18 protein-coding genes and 1 pseudogene are annotated in these 17552 nt (G+C 29.8%); 17 read left to right on the top strand and 2 right to left on the bottom strand.

Annotation, left to right across the window (positions count from 1 at the left end):
* The first annotated feature begins 75 nt into the window (after positions 1-75).
* The 6 genes from KDK92_RS18895 to gad all read left to right on the top strand — a co-directional run bounded on the left by KDK92_RS18895 (position 76) and on the right by gad (position 5874).
* Positions 76-1764 carry a methyl-accepting chemotaxis protein gene (locus KDK92_RS18895; RefSeq protein WP_250860949.1) on the top strand — a complete coding sequence of 563 codons (1689 nt, stop codon included), beginning with the start codon at positions 76-78 and terminating at the stop codon, positions 1762-1764.
* Between the two features lie 146 nt (positions 1765-1910).
* Positions 1911-2249 carry a PadR family transcriptional regulator gene (locus KDK92_RS18890; RefSeq protein WP_250860948.1) on the top strand — a complete coding sequence of 113 codons (339 nt, stop codon included), beginning with the start codon at positions 1911-1913 and terminating at the stop codon, positions 2247-2249.
* A gap of 2 nt (positions 2250-2251) precedes the next feature.
* Positions 2252-2728, top strand: coding sequence for a permease (locus KDK92_RS18885; RefSeq protein WP_250860947.1), 477 nt, complete (start codon positions 2252-2254; stop codon positions 2726-2728).
* On the top strand, positions 2729-3286 hold the full coding sequence (locus KDK92_RS18880; RefSeq protein ID WP_250860946.1) for a permease: 558 nt from the start codon (positions 2729-2731) through the stop codon (positions 3284-3286).
* Between the two features lie 164 nt (positions 3287-3450).
* Positions 3451-4323, top strand: a complete 873-nt coding sequence (locus KDK92_RS18875) for a collagen-like protein (RefSeq protein ID WP_250860945.1) — start codon at positions 3451-3453, stop codon at positions 4321-4323.
* A gap of 117 nt (positions 4324-4440) precedes the next feature.
* Positions 4441-5874, top strand: a complete 1434-nt coding sequence (gad, locus tag KDK92_RS18870) for a glutamate decarboxylase (RefSeq protein WP_250860944.1) — start codon at positions 4441-4443, stop codon at positions 5872-5874.
* A gap of 150 nt (positions 5875-6024) precedes the next feature.
* Here the strand turns inward: gad and KDK92_RS18865 are convergent, their stop codons facing one another.
* Both KDK92_RS18865 and KDK92_RS18860 read right to left on the bottom strand, forming a co-directional pair.
* Complete coding sequence (locus KDK92_RS18865; RefSeq protein WP_250860943.1) at positions 6025-6660, bottom strand: hypothetical protein; 636 nt, start codon at positions 6658-6660, stop codon at positions 6025-6027.
* A gap of 527 nt (positions 6661-7187) precedes the next feature.
* Positions 7188-7889, bottom strand: a complete 702-nt coding sequence (locus KDK92_RS18860; protein WP_250860942.1) for a DUF421 domain-containing protein — start codon at positions 7887-7889, stop codon at positions 7188-7190.
* 398 nt (positions 7890-8287) lie between these two features.
* On the opposite strand from KDK92_RS18860, the pseudogene KDK92_RS18855 reads away from it, so the two are divergent.
* The 11 genes and pseudogenes from KDK92_RS18855 to KDK92_RS18805 all read left to right on the top strand — a co-directional run.
* A pseudogene (locus KDK92_RS18855) lies at positions 8288-8851 on the top strand (DsbA family oxidoreductase); the annotation flags it as partial.
* Between the two features lie 37 nt (positions 8852-8888).
* Complete coding sequence (locus KDK92_RS18850) at positions 8889-9878, top strand: flavin reductase family protein (RefSeq protein ID WP_250860941.1); 990 nt, start codon at positions 8889-8891, stop codon at positions 9876-9878.
* A gap of 106 nt (positions 9879-9984) precedes the next feature.
* A complete protein-coding gene (locus KDK92_RS18845) occupies positions 9985-11028 on the top strand; it encodes an oxidoreductase (RefSeq protein ID WP_250860940.1) in 1044 nt (347 codons plus the stop codon).
* 88 nt (positions 11029-11116) lie between these two features.
* On the top strand, positions 11117-12307 hold the full coding sequence (locus tag KDK92_RS18840; protein WP_250860939.1) for a winged helix-turn-helix domain-containing protein: 1191 nt from the start codon (positions 11117-11119) through the stop codon (positions 12305-12307).
* A gap of 262 nt (positions 12308-12569) precedes the next feature.
* Positions 12570-13136, top strand: coding sequence for a TetR/AcrR family transcriptional regulator (locus KDK92_RS18835; protein ID WP_250860938.1), 567 nt, complete (start codon positions 12570-12572; stop codon positions 13134-13136).
* A 178-nt stretch (positions 13137-13314) separates the two neighbouring features.
* The gene (locus tag KDK92_RS18830) at positions 13315-13872 is read left to right on the top strand and encodes a nuclear transport factor 2 family protein (protein WP_250860937.1); all 558 of its coding nucleotides are present in this window, start codon (positions 13315-13317) and stop codon (positions 13870-13872) included.
* A gap of 81 nt (positions 13873-13953) precedes the next feature.
* Positions 13954-15063 carry an alpha/beta hydrolase gene (locus KDK92_RS18825; RefSeq protein ID WP_250860936.1) on the top strand — a complete coding sequence of 370 codons (1110 nt, stop codon included), beginning with the start codon at positions 13954-13956 and terminating at the stop codon, positions 15061-15063.
* A 154-nt stretch (positions 15064-15217) separates the two neighbouring features.
* Positions 15218-15538 carry a putative quinol monooxygenase gene (locus KDK92_RS18820; protein ID WP_250860935.1) on the top strand — a complete coding sequence of 107 codons (321 nt, stop codon included), beginning with the start codon at positions 15218-15220 and terminating at the stop codon, positions 15536-15538.
* 318 nt (positions 15539-15856) lie between these two features.
* The gene (locus tag KDK92_RS18815; protein ID WP_250860934.1) at positions 15857-16864 is read left to right on the top strand and encodes an NADH:flavin oxidoreductase; all 1008 of its coding nucleotides are present in this window, start codon (positions 15857-15859) and stop codon (positions 16862-16864) included.
* A 163-nt stretch (positions 16865-17027) separates the two neighbouring features.
* A complete protein-coding gene (locus KDK92_RS18810; RefSeq protein WP_250860933.1) occupies positions 17028-17249 on the top strand; it encodes a NifU family protein in 222 nt (73 codons plus the stop codon).
* Between the two features lie 42 nt (positions 17250-17291).
* Positions 17292-17540: a redoxin domain-containing protein gene (locus KDK92_RS18805; RefSeq protein ID WP_250861178.1), complete on the top strand. Its 249-nt coding sequence runs from the start codon at positions 17292-17294 to the stop codon at positions 17538-17540.
* Positions 17541-17552 lie beyond the last annotated feature (12 nt).

The raw sequence follows: 17552 nt of genomic DNA, 5'->3' as shown, positions 1-17552 counted from the left end.
TGTATTTTTTTTGATGTAATGATATAATTTAGTCAAAATGCTTGGATTTAAAAAGGATGCGAGGGGGAAGTAACTATGCATAAGACTAAATCATTCACATCAAAAGTCCTGAGAATAATTATACTGTTAACCACAGTTTGTATGATGTTTTTTATGGCCTTTTCATATTTTGTCATTAGAAAAACTGTTACTAATCAAATGAAAAATGATGGGACAACCCTCATTAATACATTAAAACGAGAAATTTCAAGGTATAATATTGATGATTTAAATGAGTTACAAATAATTTTTAATAAAACCAAAGAGCAGAGTGAAGGTAATATTTCATATATATCATTATCTGATAATAACTCGCAAATATTAGTATCAGATAAAGGGGTTGAAAAGAAAAGTAAAGAAAATTCAGAGGATGTAGATGAGATATCTTCAGCAACACAGAAAAGCGAAGATGTTTCTAAGATTATTAATGAAGAGAAAACATCGGGTCAGATGTTACAGACTTCAACAGGCGAGAAGGTATATAACATATCCACATCATTGACATATGAATCTGAAGTAATTGGAACATTAAATATAGGTTTATCATTAAAGGCTATGTATAATCAAATAACAACAGCATTATTATATATTTTGGCAATGGGATTTTTTATTGTTTGTGCAGCTAGTTTAATAGGATATTTTATATCAAAATCATTAACAAAATCTTTAAATAGTATTATGGAAAATATTGATTTATTATCTGAAGGAGATTTCACAGTACAATTTAAGAGTAAGAGGAATGACCAATTTGGAAAACTGATAGATAAATTTAATCTTTGTATTGGTACATTAAGAAATACTATTGGAAATACAAAAAGTGTGGTTATTGAACTGGATGAGATTTCTTCAACGGTATCATCATACAGTGAAGAGGTTTCAGCTTCCACAGAAAATGCTGCAGATAAGATAAATAATATTTCAGAAGTGATATTTGACCAGAATAAAATCACATCTAATATGATTGATACTTTTGATGAATTTACTATTACCTTAGATGGAATGTTAGTTAAAGCAAAGGATGTATCTAATAGTAACTATGAAATTAAGAAAACCTCAGATCTAGGAAATAATAAATTAGAAGAGCTGATAGAATCAATTAATGATGTAACTGAATCTTTTGAAACAGCTACAAATGAGATTTCATCATTAAATGAAAATGTTGGTAAAATTAATGAAGTTACAGAAGTGATAAACGGGGTTGCTCAGCAAACTAATTTATTGGCACTAAATGCTGCTATAGAAGCTTCAAGAGCGGGGGAAGCAGGAAGAGGTTTTTCTGTAGTTGCAGAGGAAATAAAAAAACTTGCAGAGCAGGTTATTGAATCCTCTAAAAGTATTAATGGATTAATCGAAGCAGTAAAGAAGAATGTTTATACAGTAACAAAAGATAGTTATCAAATATCTAGTAAGGTAGCTTTTCAGAAATCAAATATTCAAGAGACTGTGAATTCATTTAATAATATTCGAGTAGAAGTAGATAAAACAATCAATGAAATTGATTTGCTTTCTAATTCTCTAAATGAGATATCAAGAAATAAAGATTCAATTATGAGTGATATTAATTCTGTTGCAAGTGTTTCTAATGAAATTACAGAATCGGAACGTGAAATTTCAGCTTCTGTTGAGGAACAAAAAGAAAGTATACATCATTTTATTGAACTTTCACAAAGTATAAAAGATATGTCAGAAAAATTAAAGGATGGAGTATACAAGTTTAAAGTTTAAAATTTAAATTTAATGTTTATAATAAAAAGAAGAGGCAGATTAGCTTATTTCGTTTAAGGAATATAAGTTAATTTGCCTCTATTGACATACAATGTTATATACAGTAATATGTTATTAACATATATATGTTTAGGGAGAGTGATGAAATGAAATGTAAACCAGGTAGACATGTTGCAGCATTTATACTATTGTTTTTAGCTGAAAAGCCATCTTATGGATTTGAATTATTGAAGGATTTTGAAACAAATTTACCTATTAATATAATTGATAGCGCAGCAATTTATAGAGCATTAAAAAAATTAGAGGAGAATGGATCTGTTGAATCAAAATGGGACACATCTCAATCAGGGGCAGCTAAAAAATATTATGCTATAACAGATAATGGCTATAAAGAGCTAGATGAATTCAAAGAAGATATTGAGTTAAGATATAAGAATTTAGGATTTTTTCTTGATAAATATGAAGTAATAGGTAAAGGAGAATAGAGATGACAAGTTATATATTGTATGGGGGAGTTACAGTACTTTTGATGATTTCTGCTATCTTTGATATTGGTAAAACTAAGAAGGCATTAAAGATAGGATATAATTCTTTTAAAAAGCTTGTGCCATCAATTGTACCTATGTTGATTTTTATTGGAATCATTCTATCAGTTTTAAGTCCAAGCACAATAAGCACCATATTAGGTGATCAATCTGGTGTCTTAGGAGTACTACTAGGTTTATTTGTTGGATCCATAACTTTTATGCCTGGTTTTGTTGCATTTCCTTTGGGGGCTAATCTATTGGAGCATGGAGCAGGGTATCCGCAAATAGCAGCATTTATTTCAAGTTTAATGGCTGTTGGTTTTACTACTATAGGGCTAGAAATAAAATATTTTGGTAAAAAATCTGCAATATTAAGAAATATTTTGGGATTGATAGCTTCTGTAGTTTTCGCATTAATTATATGGAGCGTGATGTAAATGAGTAATAAAAATAAAAAGTCAATTATACACAGATATAAATGGACAATTATTATGATAGCGTTAATAACTATACTTTATTTCATAAATAATGAAGTAGGAGTAAATGCCTCAAATAAAACACTATCTAATTTTAAATCAATGCTTGGTGTGTTGCCTCCAATATTGGTATTAATTGGTTTATTGGATATTTGGATACCAAAGGAGACTATGATAAAGTATATGGGACCAGATTCAGGTTTAAAAGGAATACTAATTGCATTAGTATTAGGGTCTTTAGCAGCAGGACCTCTGTATGTGGCATTTCCTATTGCCGCGATTTTAATAAAAAAACAGGCTAGATTTGCATATGTTTTGTTCTTTTTAGGGGTTTGGTCAAGTTCTAAATTGCCATTGTTAATGTACGAATATACTTCATTTGGGGGAGGATTTACTACTATTCATGTTATTTCAAACTTAACTATTTTCTTAGTTGGGTCTTTCATAATAGAAAAGATGATTAGTAAAGAAACTCTAAAGAAGGTCTATTCATCTGCAAGTGAGATGGCTGAAGCTTAATTAGTTATTTTAAAAATATAATGGAATAATATAACATAAAATGCTGAGTAAATAGGTGTGGAATTTGATTCGATTAGACAAATACACACCTTTTAATATTTCCATACATATTATATAACAAGGACGCTATGTCCATAATATAACAATTCTGGAGATGGAAATTGATGAAAGATAATGATTATCTAATGAACAAAAGATGTTATGATGAATACGATTGCGATTGCGATTGCGATTGCGATTGTAATTGTAATTGTAATTGTGATTGTGATTGCTGTTGTCCAGGACCACCTGGACCTCCGGGACCAAGAGGACCAAAAGGTTGCCCAGGGGAACGAGGACCAAGAGGGTGTAGAGGACCAAAAGGAGATAAAGGAGAAAGAGGAGTACAAGGAATAGAAGGACCAAAAGGCCGACCAGGAAAGCAAGGTGTGCAAGGGGCAAGAGGTCCACAAGGAATTCAAGGACCAACAGGAGATCAAGGCGTACAAGGTGTGCAAGGAGTACAAGGAGCACAAGGGGATAGAGGTCCACAAGGACCACCTGGAAAGTGTTTCATGATTAAATGCAAGTGTATAGAACAGATACGAAATATTTTACAACAATTAGCTATAATTGGTGATGTTTGTGTAAGATTAAGATTGTGTGATTGTTGTGTAAAAAAAGGAACAGTAGTCTCAGTAGATTGCTTAGGTGGATTAGTAACTATTGAAGAGTGTTCAAAATATGAATGTATAAGTATATGTAAAATAATATCTGTAGAACTTATGTGTTGTGGAGATAAATTTAGTAGATTTAAACCACCTGTAAAGCCACTATGTTTACCAGAACCACCACTGGTAACTTGTGAAGTTATTTGTGAAGCATCAATAAGGTATAAACTTGCTCATATAGGTATAGGAAATTGCGTGGAAGTTGAGTTATGTTGCGGAACTGTTATTTGTGGTGAAATTACATGTATACAGGTTGGAGTGCTGATATTAAATGATGATATAGCTATATCCACTTGTGCGATTAATGTAATTAAGTGTTGTTGTTAGTTTTATATGATATGCAGCCTTCTAAGGCTGCTTTTTTACTGAATAATTCATATAGTAATTTTTAAACTCATTGCGTCATAAATTAATATTAAAGATATTAAATTTAAGGAGTTTGTGATGCTAGTAAAATCAATATACAAGAAACGCTCAGAAAAGAGTTCCCATTCTCAAAATTCTACATCATGTAATGGGAATATATTCACACCTTCTGCGCCACCATTAGATACTATAAATGATAGAAGAATAAATGCATCAGAAGCATATGAAATAGTGAACTCTGAAAGTAATTTTGATTCTAACCCTCAATTAAATATGGCAACCTTTGTTACCACGTGGATGGAACCAACAGCAATAAGACTTATGAAGGAATCTCTTGATATAAATTATATTGATAAGCTAATATATCCCCAAACAATTGAACTTGAAAAACGGTGTGTTTCAATATTAGCAAACTTATATAATGCTTCAGAAGAAGATAACCCCACAGGAACTAGTACAGTAGGTTCAACAGAAGCGTCATTGTTAGCTGGAATGAACTATAAGTTTCTTTGGAAAAAACATAGAGAAAAGTATGGTAAAGAGAGTGACACAGTAAAACCTGAAATAATATTTGGTTCAAATGTTCAAGTATGCTGGAAGAAGTTTGCAAAATATTTTGAAGTAAAACCTATTATAATTCCTATAGGATCTGATAATAAAATTGATGTTAATGAGGTAGCTAAAAAACTTAGTGATAAAACAATATGTGTTGTTGGGATTTTAGGGAATACTTTTAGTGGGGAATTTGATGATATTAAAGCCCTAAATAAAGTTATTGATAAATATAATAAAAATCATCAATGGAAGATTTCTATCCATGTTGATGCAGCATGCGGTGGATTTATAGCACCATTTTATAATATGTATAAGGATATATCTTGGGATTTTAGACTGAAATGGGTGAAATCTATAAATATTTCAGGTCATAAATATGGGCTTGTATATGCTGGAATTGGATGGGCTATTTGGCGAAATAGACACGAAATAGATGATGAGTTGATTTTTCAAATTGACTATTTAGGTGGTGTTCAGGATGATTTTTCATTAAATTTCACTAAGAATGCCAACAATGTAATAGCTCAGTACTATAATTTAACTAGACAAGGACAGGAAGGGTACGAAGAAATAATAAACTATATGTATGATATTCAACATCGTCTAACTAAAAAGTTTAATAGTCTTAAAATTTTTGGTACTAAGATATTTAAAATAGAAAATAAATTTCCAGGTATACCTGTTGTTATATTGAGTCTTACAAAAGAAGCAGAAGAAATGGGTATTGAGCCGGGGAAATTAGCACAGAAAATAAAAGAATATGGTTGGAGTATACCCGCATATCCACTCCCAACACCATTTGAAAATAAAATTATTTTAAGAATGGTTTTAAAGGTTGGATTTAATTATGGGATGGCAGATAAATTATTTGAGGATATGGAAAGTTCTATTTTTTCTTTGATAAATGATCAATCGGATAGTACTGCTGCATTATCTTGTGGTTCTACGTGTGTATAATTGGAATAAGTATTGCATGGAGACATACAAAAAATAAGGTTATAACTAATTGTATTGTTAAGGATGAAATTAGTTATAACCTTTATAAAGAATGTGTTTAATGAATTGTAAGACAAGAACCTAAAACTTAATATTGTTGTTTGAATAAAATTATACATTTATTGACTTTATAAAACATTTACGATTATTTTGTACACTTTCTTTAAAGCCCATTTTCTTTAAGTAGTTTATATGCTCATCTTTTGATGAAAAACTTATAAATTTAGAATAACCTTTATCAATGAAATATTGTTTATTATGTTCAAATACATATGTTCCAATTTTAAAATCTCTATATTCTGGTATAACAAAATCAAGCTCTACATTAAGAGTATCTTCATTATAACGTGAACCTATAAATAGTCCTGCTGGTATCATATTTCTTAAAATATAAAAACCTACATCAGAAGTGCTAATGTTAATCTGATATTTATCAGAGTATTTCTCAATCTCAGTTTTGTAAAAGTCTAAAAAGTAATTAAAATACTGAGAGTTACCTTCAGTAGGAAGAATCTTAAAAAACTCCTTAGTGCCATATATTTTTATAAGATAATATATGTTTATTGCGGCAATACCGAGATTCATAAATCCTACAGGTAGTGCACCTATTAAGAATCCATAAAGAGAAAACATACAAGAACCTGCCAAATTGATCCATCTCAGTTTTAGTATAGAACTCATTAATAGTGATATTAGAACAATAAGTGAAGCTAAATAACCTAACCATTCTAACCAGTTAATATACATTATATGACTCCTCTCAACATTGATATATATTATTATGTCACAATATCATAACTTTCAATCTCATTTATAAAAAGATTGATTTTACTGAATTTTGGAAATAACATAGTGCTACTGCGTTATCTTATGGGTCTACTTGTATATAAAATCTTAAAAACAGAAAACAATATATTGAAACTTTGTTAACAAACTAAACCCCTATATTAGAAAACTAATATAGGGGTTTATGGAGCAAGTAATAATCTTACTAACGCTATTATACAAAGCTTATGTTACCTATAATAACGATTCGTTTCACTAAGTAATATACAAGAAGTATATTACTTAGTGGTAGTTCAATTGTTTATGATATGATTATGTATCATAAAAAATCATATCATAAACATTATATAAGTGTCGCCACCTATATAATATCTTAGATCAATTTACATAATCTTAAAGATATAATGTAAATCTTAACTAGACTATTACTTACTCAATAATATTTTAACCAATAATAAAGAAAATATTTATGATATAAAAAATTTATATTAAATATCATCACACTTAACATCATAGTCAGATATACATATATTTTTACTTTTATCCATAGAAGCAAAGAAAATCTGAGAGATGTCATTGTAACCATGTTCTCTAATAATTTCTATTATTTCTTCTTTAGAGAAATTAAGTAGATTTAAATTTTCGTTTTGAAACTTTCCATCAAAAATTATTGTATGTTTAAGTTCAGTATCCATTGATTTGATGTTTAAATCTTTTTTAGTTATAGCTTCTGCATAGCTTTTTCGTAAAATAGAAACATCTCCACTTGCTTCTAATATTCCATATTTAACTTCACTTATATCAAAGATGTCGTTCTCTCGTAAGAGCATTAATATTTCATCTGCAGAATACTTTACTTTTTTTATATTCTTATATATCATTTTTCCATCCTGAACTATTATTGTAGGGGGAAAGGTTATTAGCTTTCTGAAAAAATTTGATTTTAAGTAGATTGAATTAATTATTTTTTGGAATAAACACATTACTATAATGGCAAAAATTATATGAAGATGAGGAACCTTAGGTTCTGCAATATCGGCACCAGTAACAGCACCAATAACAATAATAGTTAGAAAATCAAACACTGGAAGCTCTCCAATAGGGCGTTTGCCTGAAATAAGTAATGTTGATAATAATAAAACAAGCATAATAGTAGTCACTCTAAAAGCAATTATTATATATATATTCATTTAATTCTCTCCTTTTGAATTTAATAATAATCTTAAGTATTTTTCCCAAATTAACGTAAAATAATTTCATAATTTTATTAATAACTATATAACTGTAGTGGAGATATAGTGAATGTTGTTTTATAAGCACTAATAGAAAATGTTATAAGAGCGCATAATAAAATTGATTAACTTCAAAAAGAATATTGACAGTGAATGAACATTCATTTAAAATAGGTTTGAATGGTGAAAATTTTATTTAGAATTAAAAAATTATTTATTGAATAATTTTTTTTAGGAATAAGTTAAATGAATATTCACTTAGATATAAAGTCAAGTATGAATTAAAAAAATAGGAGATGAGTTACATGACTATTAATATTAAAATTTTTTCTGACTATATATGAGGATTCTGTTATGTTGGCAAGGGCGTTGTCGACCAGTTAAAAAAGGAATATGATATTGAAGAAGAATGGATAGGGTACGAAATCCATCCTGAGACTCCAAGTGAGGGAGTTAGTTTTATTGAAATGATGGGTGAAAATAGACTTAATATGATGATTGATAATTTTAATAATATGGCAGAACCTTTTGGATTAAAGTTTGGTGATTTAAAGATCATGTATAACTCATATAATTCTTTAGAAGCAGCTGAATATGCAAAATCTATTGGTAAATATAAAGAATATCATGATGCATTAATGTATGCATCTTTTACTTCAGTAAAAGATATTGGGAATATTGAAGTTCTAAGTGAAGTAGGTATGAAAGTAGGTATAAATGGAGAAGAACTAGCTAGATCTGTGAAAGAAAGAAGATTTGCAGAAAAAATAAAAGAAGATGCACAACATGCTAAAAACATGGGTATTAATAGCACCCCAACATTTATTATCAATGATGAGTATAAAGTTGTAGGGGCCCAATCTATTGAAACATTTAGAAACTTATTTGATTCTAGATTAAAAAACAAAGGTTTATTATAAAGAGTGAAATTATTCATATAGGAAGGGAATGATTTAAATGAAAAAATCAGTAGGAGCAAACACAATGATTTTACCATTACCATCTGTTGTTGTTGGAACTTATGACAATGATAATAATGCAAATATGATGACAGCAGCATGGACTGGTATTGTAAACTCTAGTCCAACTATGATATCAGTATCATTAAGAAAAGCAACCTATAGTTACAGCAATATTATTGACAAACAAGCATTTACAATTTGCATTCCATCTAAAAAACATGTATTAGAGATGGACTATGTAGGTACAGTTTCAGGAAGAATAGAAAATAAATTTGAGAAAACAGGCTTAACTTCAGTGAAAAGTGAGGTTGTAGATGCACCATATGTATCAGAATTCCCAGTAGTTTTGGAATGTAAATTGGTTAAATATGATGATCTGGGACTGCATACTATGTTCATAGGTGAGGTTATAGATGTTAAAATTGATAAAGATTGTTTAAAAGAAAATGGAATGCCAGATATATTAAAGATAGATCCTATTTCATATATGCATGGTGATCGAGAATACTTTGGAACTGGTGAGTATTTAGGTAGAGCTAATCGTATGTGGCAAACGTCATTATTAAATGATAATACTATGTCTGATTATGAAAAAGAAATTTTAGAATTAATATTGGATTATTATAATAAAATCGATAATCATGAACCAATTGAAGAATTGAAAGAGTTTTTTTATTGGAATGATGTTGACATTATTCTTGGACCGATTTTAATCGATAGTTTTGAAAAATACAGCGACTGGTATAAAGATAATAACAATACTTGTTTTGATGGCAAACATATTATTGAAAAATTTGAAGTGGATAAATTGAACGAAAAAGAATTTATAGCTAGAATGGATGTTTACCATAGAGCTAAAACATGGGAAAAAGGTCAGGCTAAAAGCAAAAGGGTCCATACTAAGGTAAAAGTTGAATGTATTTTTATAAAGGATAAGACTGCTAATACATTGAAGATGAAAAAATATAATGTTATTTTGAATTAAGGATAAATAAAAAAGTGAGATATATGGAGTTTAAATAAGAAAACTATTTGTAGTGTATTAAATGTACTATATAGATAGGAAAATTCAAATAAAAGGGAGTAATCACATGAGTAATACAATAAATAGGTCTATTAAAGTAAATAAACATAAAGTTAAAAACAGAATAATTATGCCTCCTGTAGTATGTTTTAACTGGACAGATAATGATGGATTTGAAATTATTGATCGTGCAGACCATTATGGGAAAAGAGCAAAGGGTGGAACTGGAATGATCATAATTGAATCATCTTCTATATCAAAAGATGTTCGTATATGTGATACAGAGCTTGGGATATGGAAGGATGAGCATATTCCTCAGTTTGAAAGAATAGCAAAGAGTTGTCATGATGAAGGAGCAGTAGTAATTGTTCAATTAATGAATGCTGGTAAGAAAGCCTTAGGAAAAACTGTATACTCTTCTTCTCCAGTTGAAATTGAAAATAAAGAATGTTTAGAAATGCCCATTCAAATGATAGAAAAAGTTAAAAAAGACCATGTTGCGGCTGCTTTAAGAGCTAAAAAAGCGGGCTTAGATGGGATTGAAATCCACGGTGCTCACGGTTATCTTTTAAGCCAATTGACATCAAAAGAGGTTAATAAAAGAACTGACAGTTATGGAGGATCATTAGATAATAGACTTAGATTATCTTTGGAAATAGTGCATGAGATTAGGCAAGCAGTTGGAGAGGACTTTATAATATGCTATAGACTTGGAGCTAATGATCCAACTATGGAAGAAGATAAATACTTTGCAAAGAAACTTGAAGAAGCAGGAGTAGATATTTTAAATGTATCAGTTGGTATTGGTGCAGATAGTATCGTTGTACCTGAAGAATTTAAGTTATCAGCAATAACATACATGGGTACAGTTATACATCAAGAAGTTAATATTCCTGTAGCTTGTGTATTTGGTATTAGAGAAGCAAAAGAAGCTGAATATTTACTAGAAAATAACTTGATAGATATGGTTGCTGTTGGTAGAGGATTGCTTGCTGACCCTGATTGGACAAACAAAGCTATTAAAGGTGAAGATATTAATAAATGTTATCATTGCAGAACAGGATGTAAGTATCATATAGATGGCAGAAAGTGCCCTTGGTATAATAAATAATAGAATCTAATATTATTCATCAACTCCCCAAAAGCAGCCTATTAGCTGCTTTTTTAGGTAATACTGATTATATAAGGAGAAATAATGAATGCGATTAACTAAAAAACAAGCACGTGAATTTTTACTTGCATATCAAAGCCTTTTAGAACCAAGAAAGATTTGCGGTAAGGAAGGTATATATGAATATATAAGGAAGGTTGGATGTATACAGTATGATCCCCTTGATATGGTTGGATACAATCCATACCTTGTTCTGCAGTCTCGAGTCGAAGAATTTAAAGCAGAAAATCTTCGAGAACTTTTATATACTGACAGAAAATTATTAGATGGTTGGGATAAATGTATGTCTATTTATCCAGTGGAGGATTGGCCATACTTTGCTAGATATAGAGCAGATCAATATCATCAATATGAAAAAGAAAAAGCTTCAATTGATAAGGTGTTACCGAAGGTAAGAGAAGCTCTAATAGAAGAAGGACCTCTATCATCTATTGACATAAAAATTGATGCCAAAGTTAAATGGGGATGGTCATCAACAAGAGTAGCACGTGCAGCTCTTGAAAGCATGTATTTTTGGGGTGAATTGATTATTCATCATAAGGTTGGTACAAGAAAGGTTTATGATTTTTCAGAAAAACAACTACCATCTGAATTATTGTCTACGCCAGACCCTAATACTACCATAGAGCAGTATTTTGAGTGGTATGTAAAAAGAAGAATAGGCGCTATTGGGCTTTTATGGAATCGTTCAGGTGATGCATGGCTTGGAATACACTGGATGAAAAGTAAAGATAGAAATGAAGCTATATCTAGGCTTGTTGAAAAAGGGGAACTAATACCGCTTGAAGTAGAAGATATAAAATATTCATTTTATATTCGTAAAGAGGAAGAGACTTTATTAAATAAGATAATAAAGGGTGTTAAATATGTACCACAGGCATCATTTATTGCAGCTTTGGATAATTTAATATGGGATCGAAAATTAATTAAAGAGTTATTTGGATTTGAATATAAATGGGAAGTGTACACACCTGCTTCACAACGAAAACATGGTTACTATGTATTACCTGTTTTATATGGTGATAAATTCATAGCACGATTTGAACCAAAATATAACAAAAAAACTGGTATTCTTGAAATTATTAATTGGTGGTGGGAGCCTGATATTGTTGTTACTGAAGAAATGAAGAAAGCTATTTCCGATTGCTTTAAAAAGTTTCTACGTTATCTAAGCGATAAAGACATTATACTTAATTGCAAGGAAAAAATAATATTTTAAAACATAGTTTTAAACAAGGAGAAAGGATTACTATCATTTTTACGAAGTATTGGTAGATGTTTTATTAAAGTAAAGCTTCTATTTATTGATATTATTGTTGATTATGATATATTTAATGAGAGTGTGGTTAATATTGTTTTAGCAAAACTTGAAAAAATAAGTTAAAATAAAGGAGTAGTATTAAAAAACAAAAAATATTTTAAAATATATTGACACTGAATGAACGTTCATTTATAATAAGTTTAGAAAGGAAGTCATAACGTTGAGAAAAAAAGATGATAAAAAAATTGAAGCTATAAAGAAGACCGTTATTAAATTAATTCGTGATTATGGATTTCATGGTATATCTATGGCAAAGATTGCTAAAGAAGCAGGGGTTTCGCCAGCTACTATTTATATTTATTATGAAAATAAAAGTATTATGATACATGAGATTTATCATGAATTAAGAATGGAAAGACATAATTTTATACACTTAAATATAAACTCTGAGATGAACGCTAAAGAATCTTTGAGAACTATATATAAATCTTATTACAACTATATTATCAACCACGAAGATGAATTTTATTTTATAAAACAATTTTCTAGTTGCCCTTGTTTGTATGATGAGATTCAAGCACAGCAATATAGCGTAAAGTTAGATGGCTTGTTAAATAAGTTTAAAGAAAACAAGGAGATAAAGGACTTAAGTAATAAAATAATTGATTCAATATTATTTTCACCAATAGAAAGTATTGCAGAAGATTTCTTTGTTGGGGGAGTTAATTTTTCCGAAGAAGAAATTGATAAAATGTTTGAATTGGTTTGGAATTCCATTGAATATTAAAAAATTGTCTTTTTAATAAGACAATTTTTTAAGGAGATTAGGTAAATGAATATTCATTTTAGAAAAGGCTATATGATAAGAATAATAAAATTCAGATATTTTTTTAAAATATAGTAAATGAACATTCATTAATGAATGTTTTATATAAAATATTTAAGAAATAAAAGGAGAGATTATAATGAGTAAAAAAACTATGGAACAGAAGATACAAGAAGTGTGGGACAGACAAGAGATTGAGCAATTGATGTACAAACATGCTCGTTCATTGGACAGAATGGACGGAGATTTGATGAAATCATGCTATTGGGAAGATGCAATAGAAGAACATCAAGATCCTATTTATCCAGAATTATTTTCTTGGAAAGATAATGCGTGGGAATTTGTACCGGAAGCCATGAAAGGGTTTACAGCATTAAAGGCTACACAACATCGTATTAGCAATATTTTAATTGAATTAGATGGAGACAAAGCTACTGCTGAAACTTATGTATGGGCATACCATGTTGGAGAAGAGAATGGTGTTGAAAAAGAAGGAATCCTTGGAGGAAGACACTACTTCGAGTTAGAGAAGAGAAATGATGAATGGAGAATGAACTACAGATTGACTATTTTCGATTGGAATCAAAATCAAGATGCTACTGCAATTTGGAGTGATAAAGTTTCAGATAAATATATAGGAAAGAGGGATTATACTGAAGCTAGTTATGATTACATTGAAAAGCATAAAAAGAAATAATAAAAATTTCCGAATGAATTAAAATTATATATTAAATAAAGAATTGTATTCGTAAGTAATAATATTAAAGGAGAAATCAATATGTATAAACTTAAAAGAAAAGCAGTGTTAGGTGTATTATTAGTATTATTTGTAACAACTTTCACTTTTGGATGTTCTTCAAAAGAAGTAAATTCTACTAAGAAAGAAATGAATTCGACTCAAAAAGAAAAAGATTCTACTAAAAAAGATAATAATGGAGTTAAAATAGCTAAGAATGTTAGAGATTTTATTGATCCTGAAATAACAGCTCCATTAGATATGCTTCCGCCTGAATTAGCGGAAATTACTAGAGAATCTTTAAATGATATAAGAGCAATGATGGAGCCAATGCTTAAGGCAAAGGGTGTAGAAGGTGTTAAAGTAGATAAAAAAGAAATAGATACAAAAGATGGAAAAGTAACAGTTTATATTTACGAAAAAGAAGATAGTGCAAGTACAGATAAACCTGGAGTACTTTGGACTCATGGTGGTGGCTATATTTTAGGAAGTGGAGAAACAGATTTTGCAGGTATGCTTGCTAAGGAGTTAGATGCAGTAGTAGTATCTGTAGACTATAGGTTAGCTCCAGAGCATCCTTTCCCAGCTGGACATAATGACAGCTACAATGCATTTTTATGGATGGTAGAAAATGCTAAAGAATTAGGTGTAGATTCAAGTCGTATCGCAATAGGTGGAGATAGTGCTGGAGCAGGAATGGCAGCAGGTATTGCTATTCATAATCGTGATAAAAATGGACCTGAAATAGCTTTAGAATTATTACTTTATCCTATGTTGGATAACTTACACGATACTCCATCAGGTTCTGTTGAAGATTATCCGGTTTGGAGTAGAAAAACATCTTTTAATGCTTGGGAAATGTATCTTAATGGAACACCTGGACTTGAGGCATCGCCTTATGCATCACCAGCGAGAGCAAAAGATCTTACTGGATTACCAAAGACTTTTATTACAGTAGGTGCAGTTGATCTTTTTAGAGACGAAGTAATTGATTATGCACAACGTTTAATGGCGGTTGGTGTACCAACTGAATTAGCAGTGTATCCTGGAATGTATCATAGTGGAGAAGTATTTGTACCAACTGCTGATATTAGCCAAAAGATGTCAGGTAATTATTTTAGGGCAATAAAAGAAGCTTTAAATGTAAAATAATAAACAGTACTATAAGAAAGATGAATTTACAAGTAATAACTGTTTATAATTAATTCTATATGTGATAAAAAAATATATAATTGAAAAACTAAAGATAATAAATATATTAAATATATTTAAAATATCAAAAGAAAAAACTTAGGGAGGACTAATAATGTCTAAAAGTATAGCTTTCACAGTACAATTCACAGTAAAACCTGATTATGTTGAGAAGTTTAAAGAATCTCTTTTATATGTTCTCGATAGTATGGCAGTTGAAGATACATTTGTATCATGTTACTTCCATACACATCCTGATGATTCAACAAAATTTACTGTATATGAAATTTGGAATGAACCAAGTATGGATGCATTTTTCGAGAACCAGTTAAAGGTAAAGGAATACAGAAAAGAATATGAAGAAAATATTCCTGAGATGCTTGAAAGTGATAGAATAATCACTGTTCTAGAACCAGTTAAAGAATGGCATAAGTAAAGATATTTATGGTATGTAAAAGCCAGGCTTTTTAAATAAGCTTGGCTTTCCTTTTAATTTTCAGTATTTTGTTTAATTGTTATTAGATCACATACAACAAATTGTAGAAAATTCATTAGGGTGTGAAGGTAGTTTTTCAGAAGATCAAATTGATTAAATGTTTGAAGTGGTTTGGAATACTATTGAATATTAAAACATGTATTGACAATGAATGAACATTCACTTATAATTTATTAATGAATGAATATTCATTAAAGGTACAATAAGATTTAGGAATGGTAACTAAAATATCAATACTATAAGGTAGGTTGGATGTGAATGAATAAAAAAGTTTTTGAAAAAATCAATCTTGGTGGAATTGAAGTAAATAATCGATTTATAAGGTCTGCAACTGTAGTACAAAAAGCTACTATAGATGGATATGTGACTGAAGATCTTTTAGATATGTATAGAGAGTTATCAGAAGGTCAAGTAGGATTAATTATTACAGGAACTATGGGAATAATTGAAGGTGCTGATAATTCCAAGCTGTTAAGAATACATGATGATTCATACTTAGAAGGTTTAAAAAAGCTAGTGGATGTAGCACACAAAAATCACAGTAAAATTATTCCGCAATTAGGACATGGGGGAACCCTTCAAATGACAAAAGCTGAGATTCAAAGTTTTGTTGAACAATTTGGAGAAGCAGCATTAAGAAGTAAGAAAGCAGGATTTGATGGAGTACAAGTACATGCTGCTCATGGATTTTTATTCAGTAAATTTTTAAGTCCTTATCACAACAGAAGAACTGATGAGTATGGAGGAAGTTTAGAAAATAGAACAAGAATTATGCTTGAGGTATTGGATAGTATAAAAACAAAATGCGGAACAGATTTTCCAGTATTTATTAAAATAAATTCTTCTGACTTCTTTGAGAATGGTAATGGTTTTACTTTTGAAGAATGTAAGGAAGCTGCTAAAATTTTTGCAGATGCAGGATTTGATGCTATTGAAATAAGTGGAGGAGCAGCTGGTGGAGAATATGGTCCAGCAAGATCTAAAATTCATTTAAAAGAACAAGAAGCATATCATAAGGATTATGCAGCAGAAATAGCACAAGAAGTTTCTATTCCAGTAATTTTAGTAGGTGGTATAAGAAGCATAGAGGTTGCAGAAGATATACTAGAAGAAACAAATATTGAAGCCATTTCTTTATCAAGACCGCTTATAAGAGAACCTAAACTTATAAAAAGATGGGTAGAAGGAAATACAGAAAAAGCAAAATGTATATCTTGTAATAGATGTTTCAATCCAGAAGGAGCGTCATGTATATTCAATAAATAGGTAAGCAGAATTATTAAATAAATATATATATAAAACCCATTGACAATGAATGAACATTCACTTATAATTCTATTAATGAATGAACGTTCGTTAATAAAAAGAAAATAATCTATGATAAATAAATGAAATATATATTATAAATTGATTAAAAGGAGAGATAACTATGGAAAAAAGAGTAATTGAAGTTTTAGAAAAAGTACGTCCAATGCTCCAAAGAGATGGTGGAGATGTGAAGTTTGTAAGTGTTAGCGAAGATGGAGTTGTTAAAGTTGAGCTTCAAGGAGCATGTGCAGGATGTCCAGGAGCGCAAATGACATTGAAAGCTGGAATTGAAAGAGTATTAAAAGAAGAAATACCAGAAGTTAAAGAAGTTATTGGAGTTTAATTTTTAATAATAAATAATCAATATTTAAATGGAGGTAATATTATGAATTTAAGTGAGCAGCTTAAAAAAATATATGAAGAGTTTGCTAAAAGTGCACCACAAGAAGTACTGGATACTTTTGAAAGAGCATCTCAACAGCTTGCAGAAGAAAAAGTTGAAGAAAAAGCATTAAAGGTGGGGGATAAGATGCCTTCCTTTGAACTAAAAAATGCTTTAGGAAAAGTAATAAAATCTAGTGAGTTATTAGCTAAAGGACCTTTAGTTATGAACTTTTATAGAGGAGCTTGGTGACCATACTGTAAT

The sequence above is a fragment of the Oceanirhabdus seepicola genome, from assembly GCF_023684385.1.
Lineage (GTDB): Bacteria > Bacillota > Clostridia > Clostridiales > Clostridiaceae > Oceanirhabdus > Oceanirhabdus seepicola.
The sequence above is the reverse complement of the archived record's forward strand: the minus strand, read 5'-3'. Positions and strand labels throughout refer to the sequence as shown.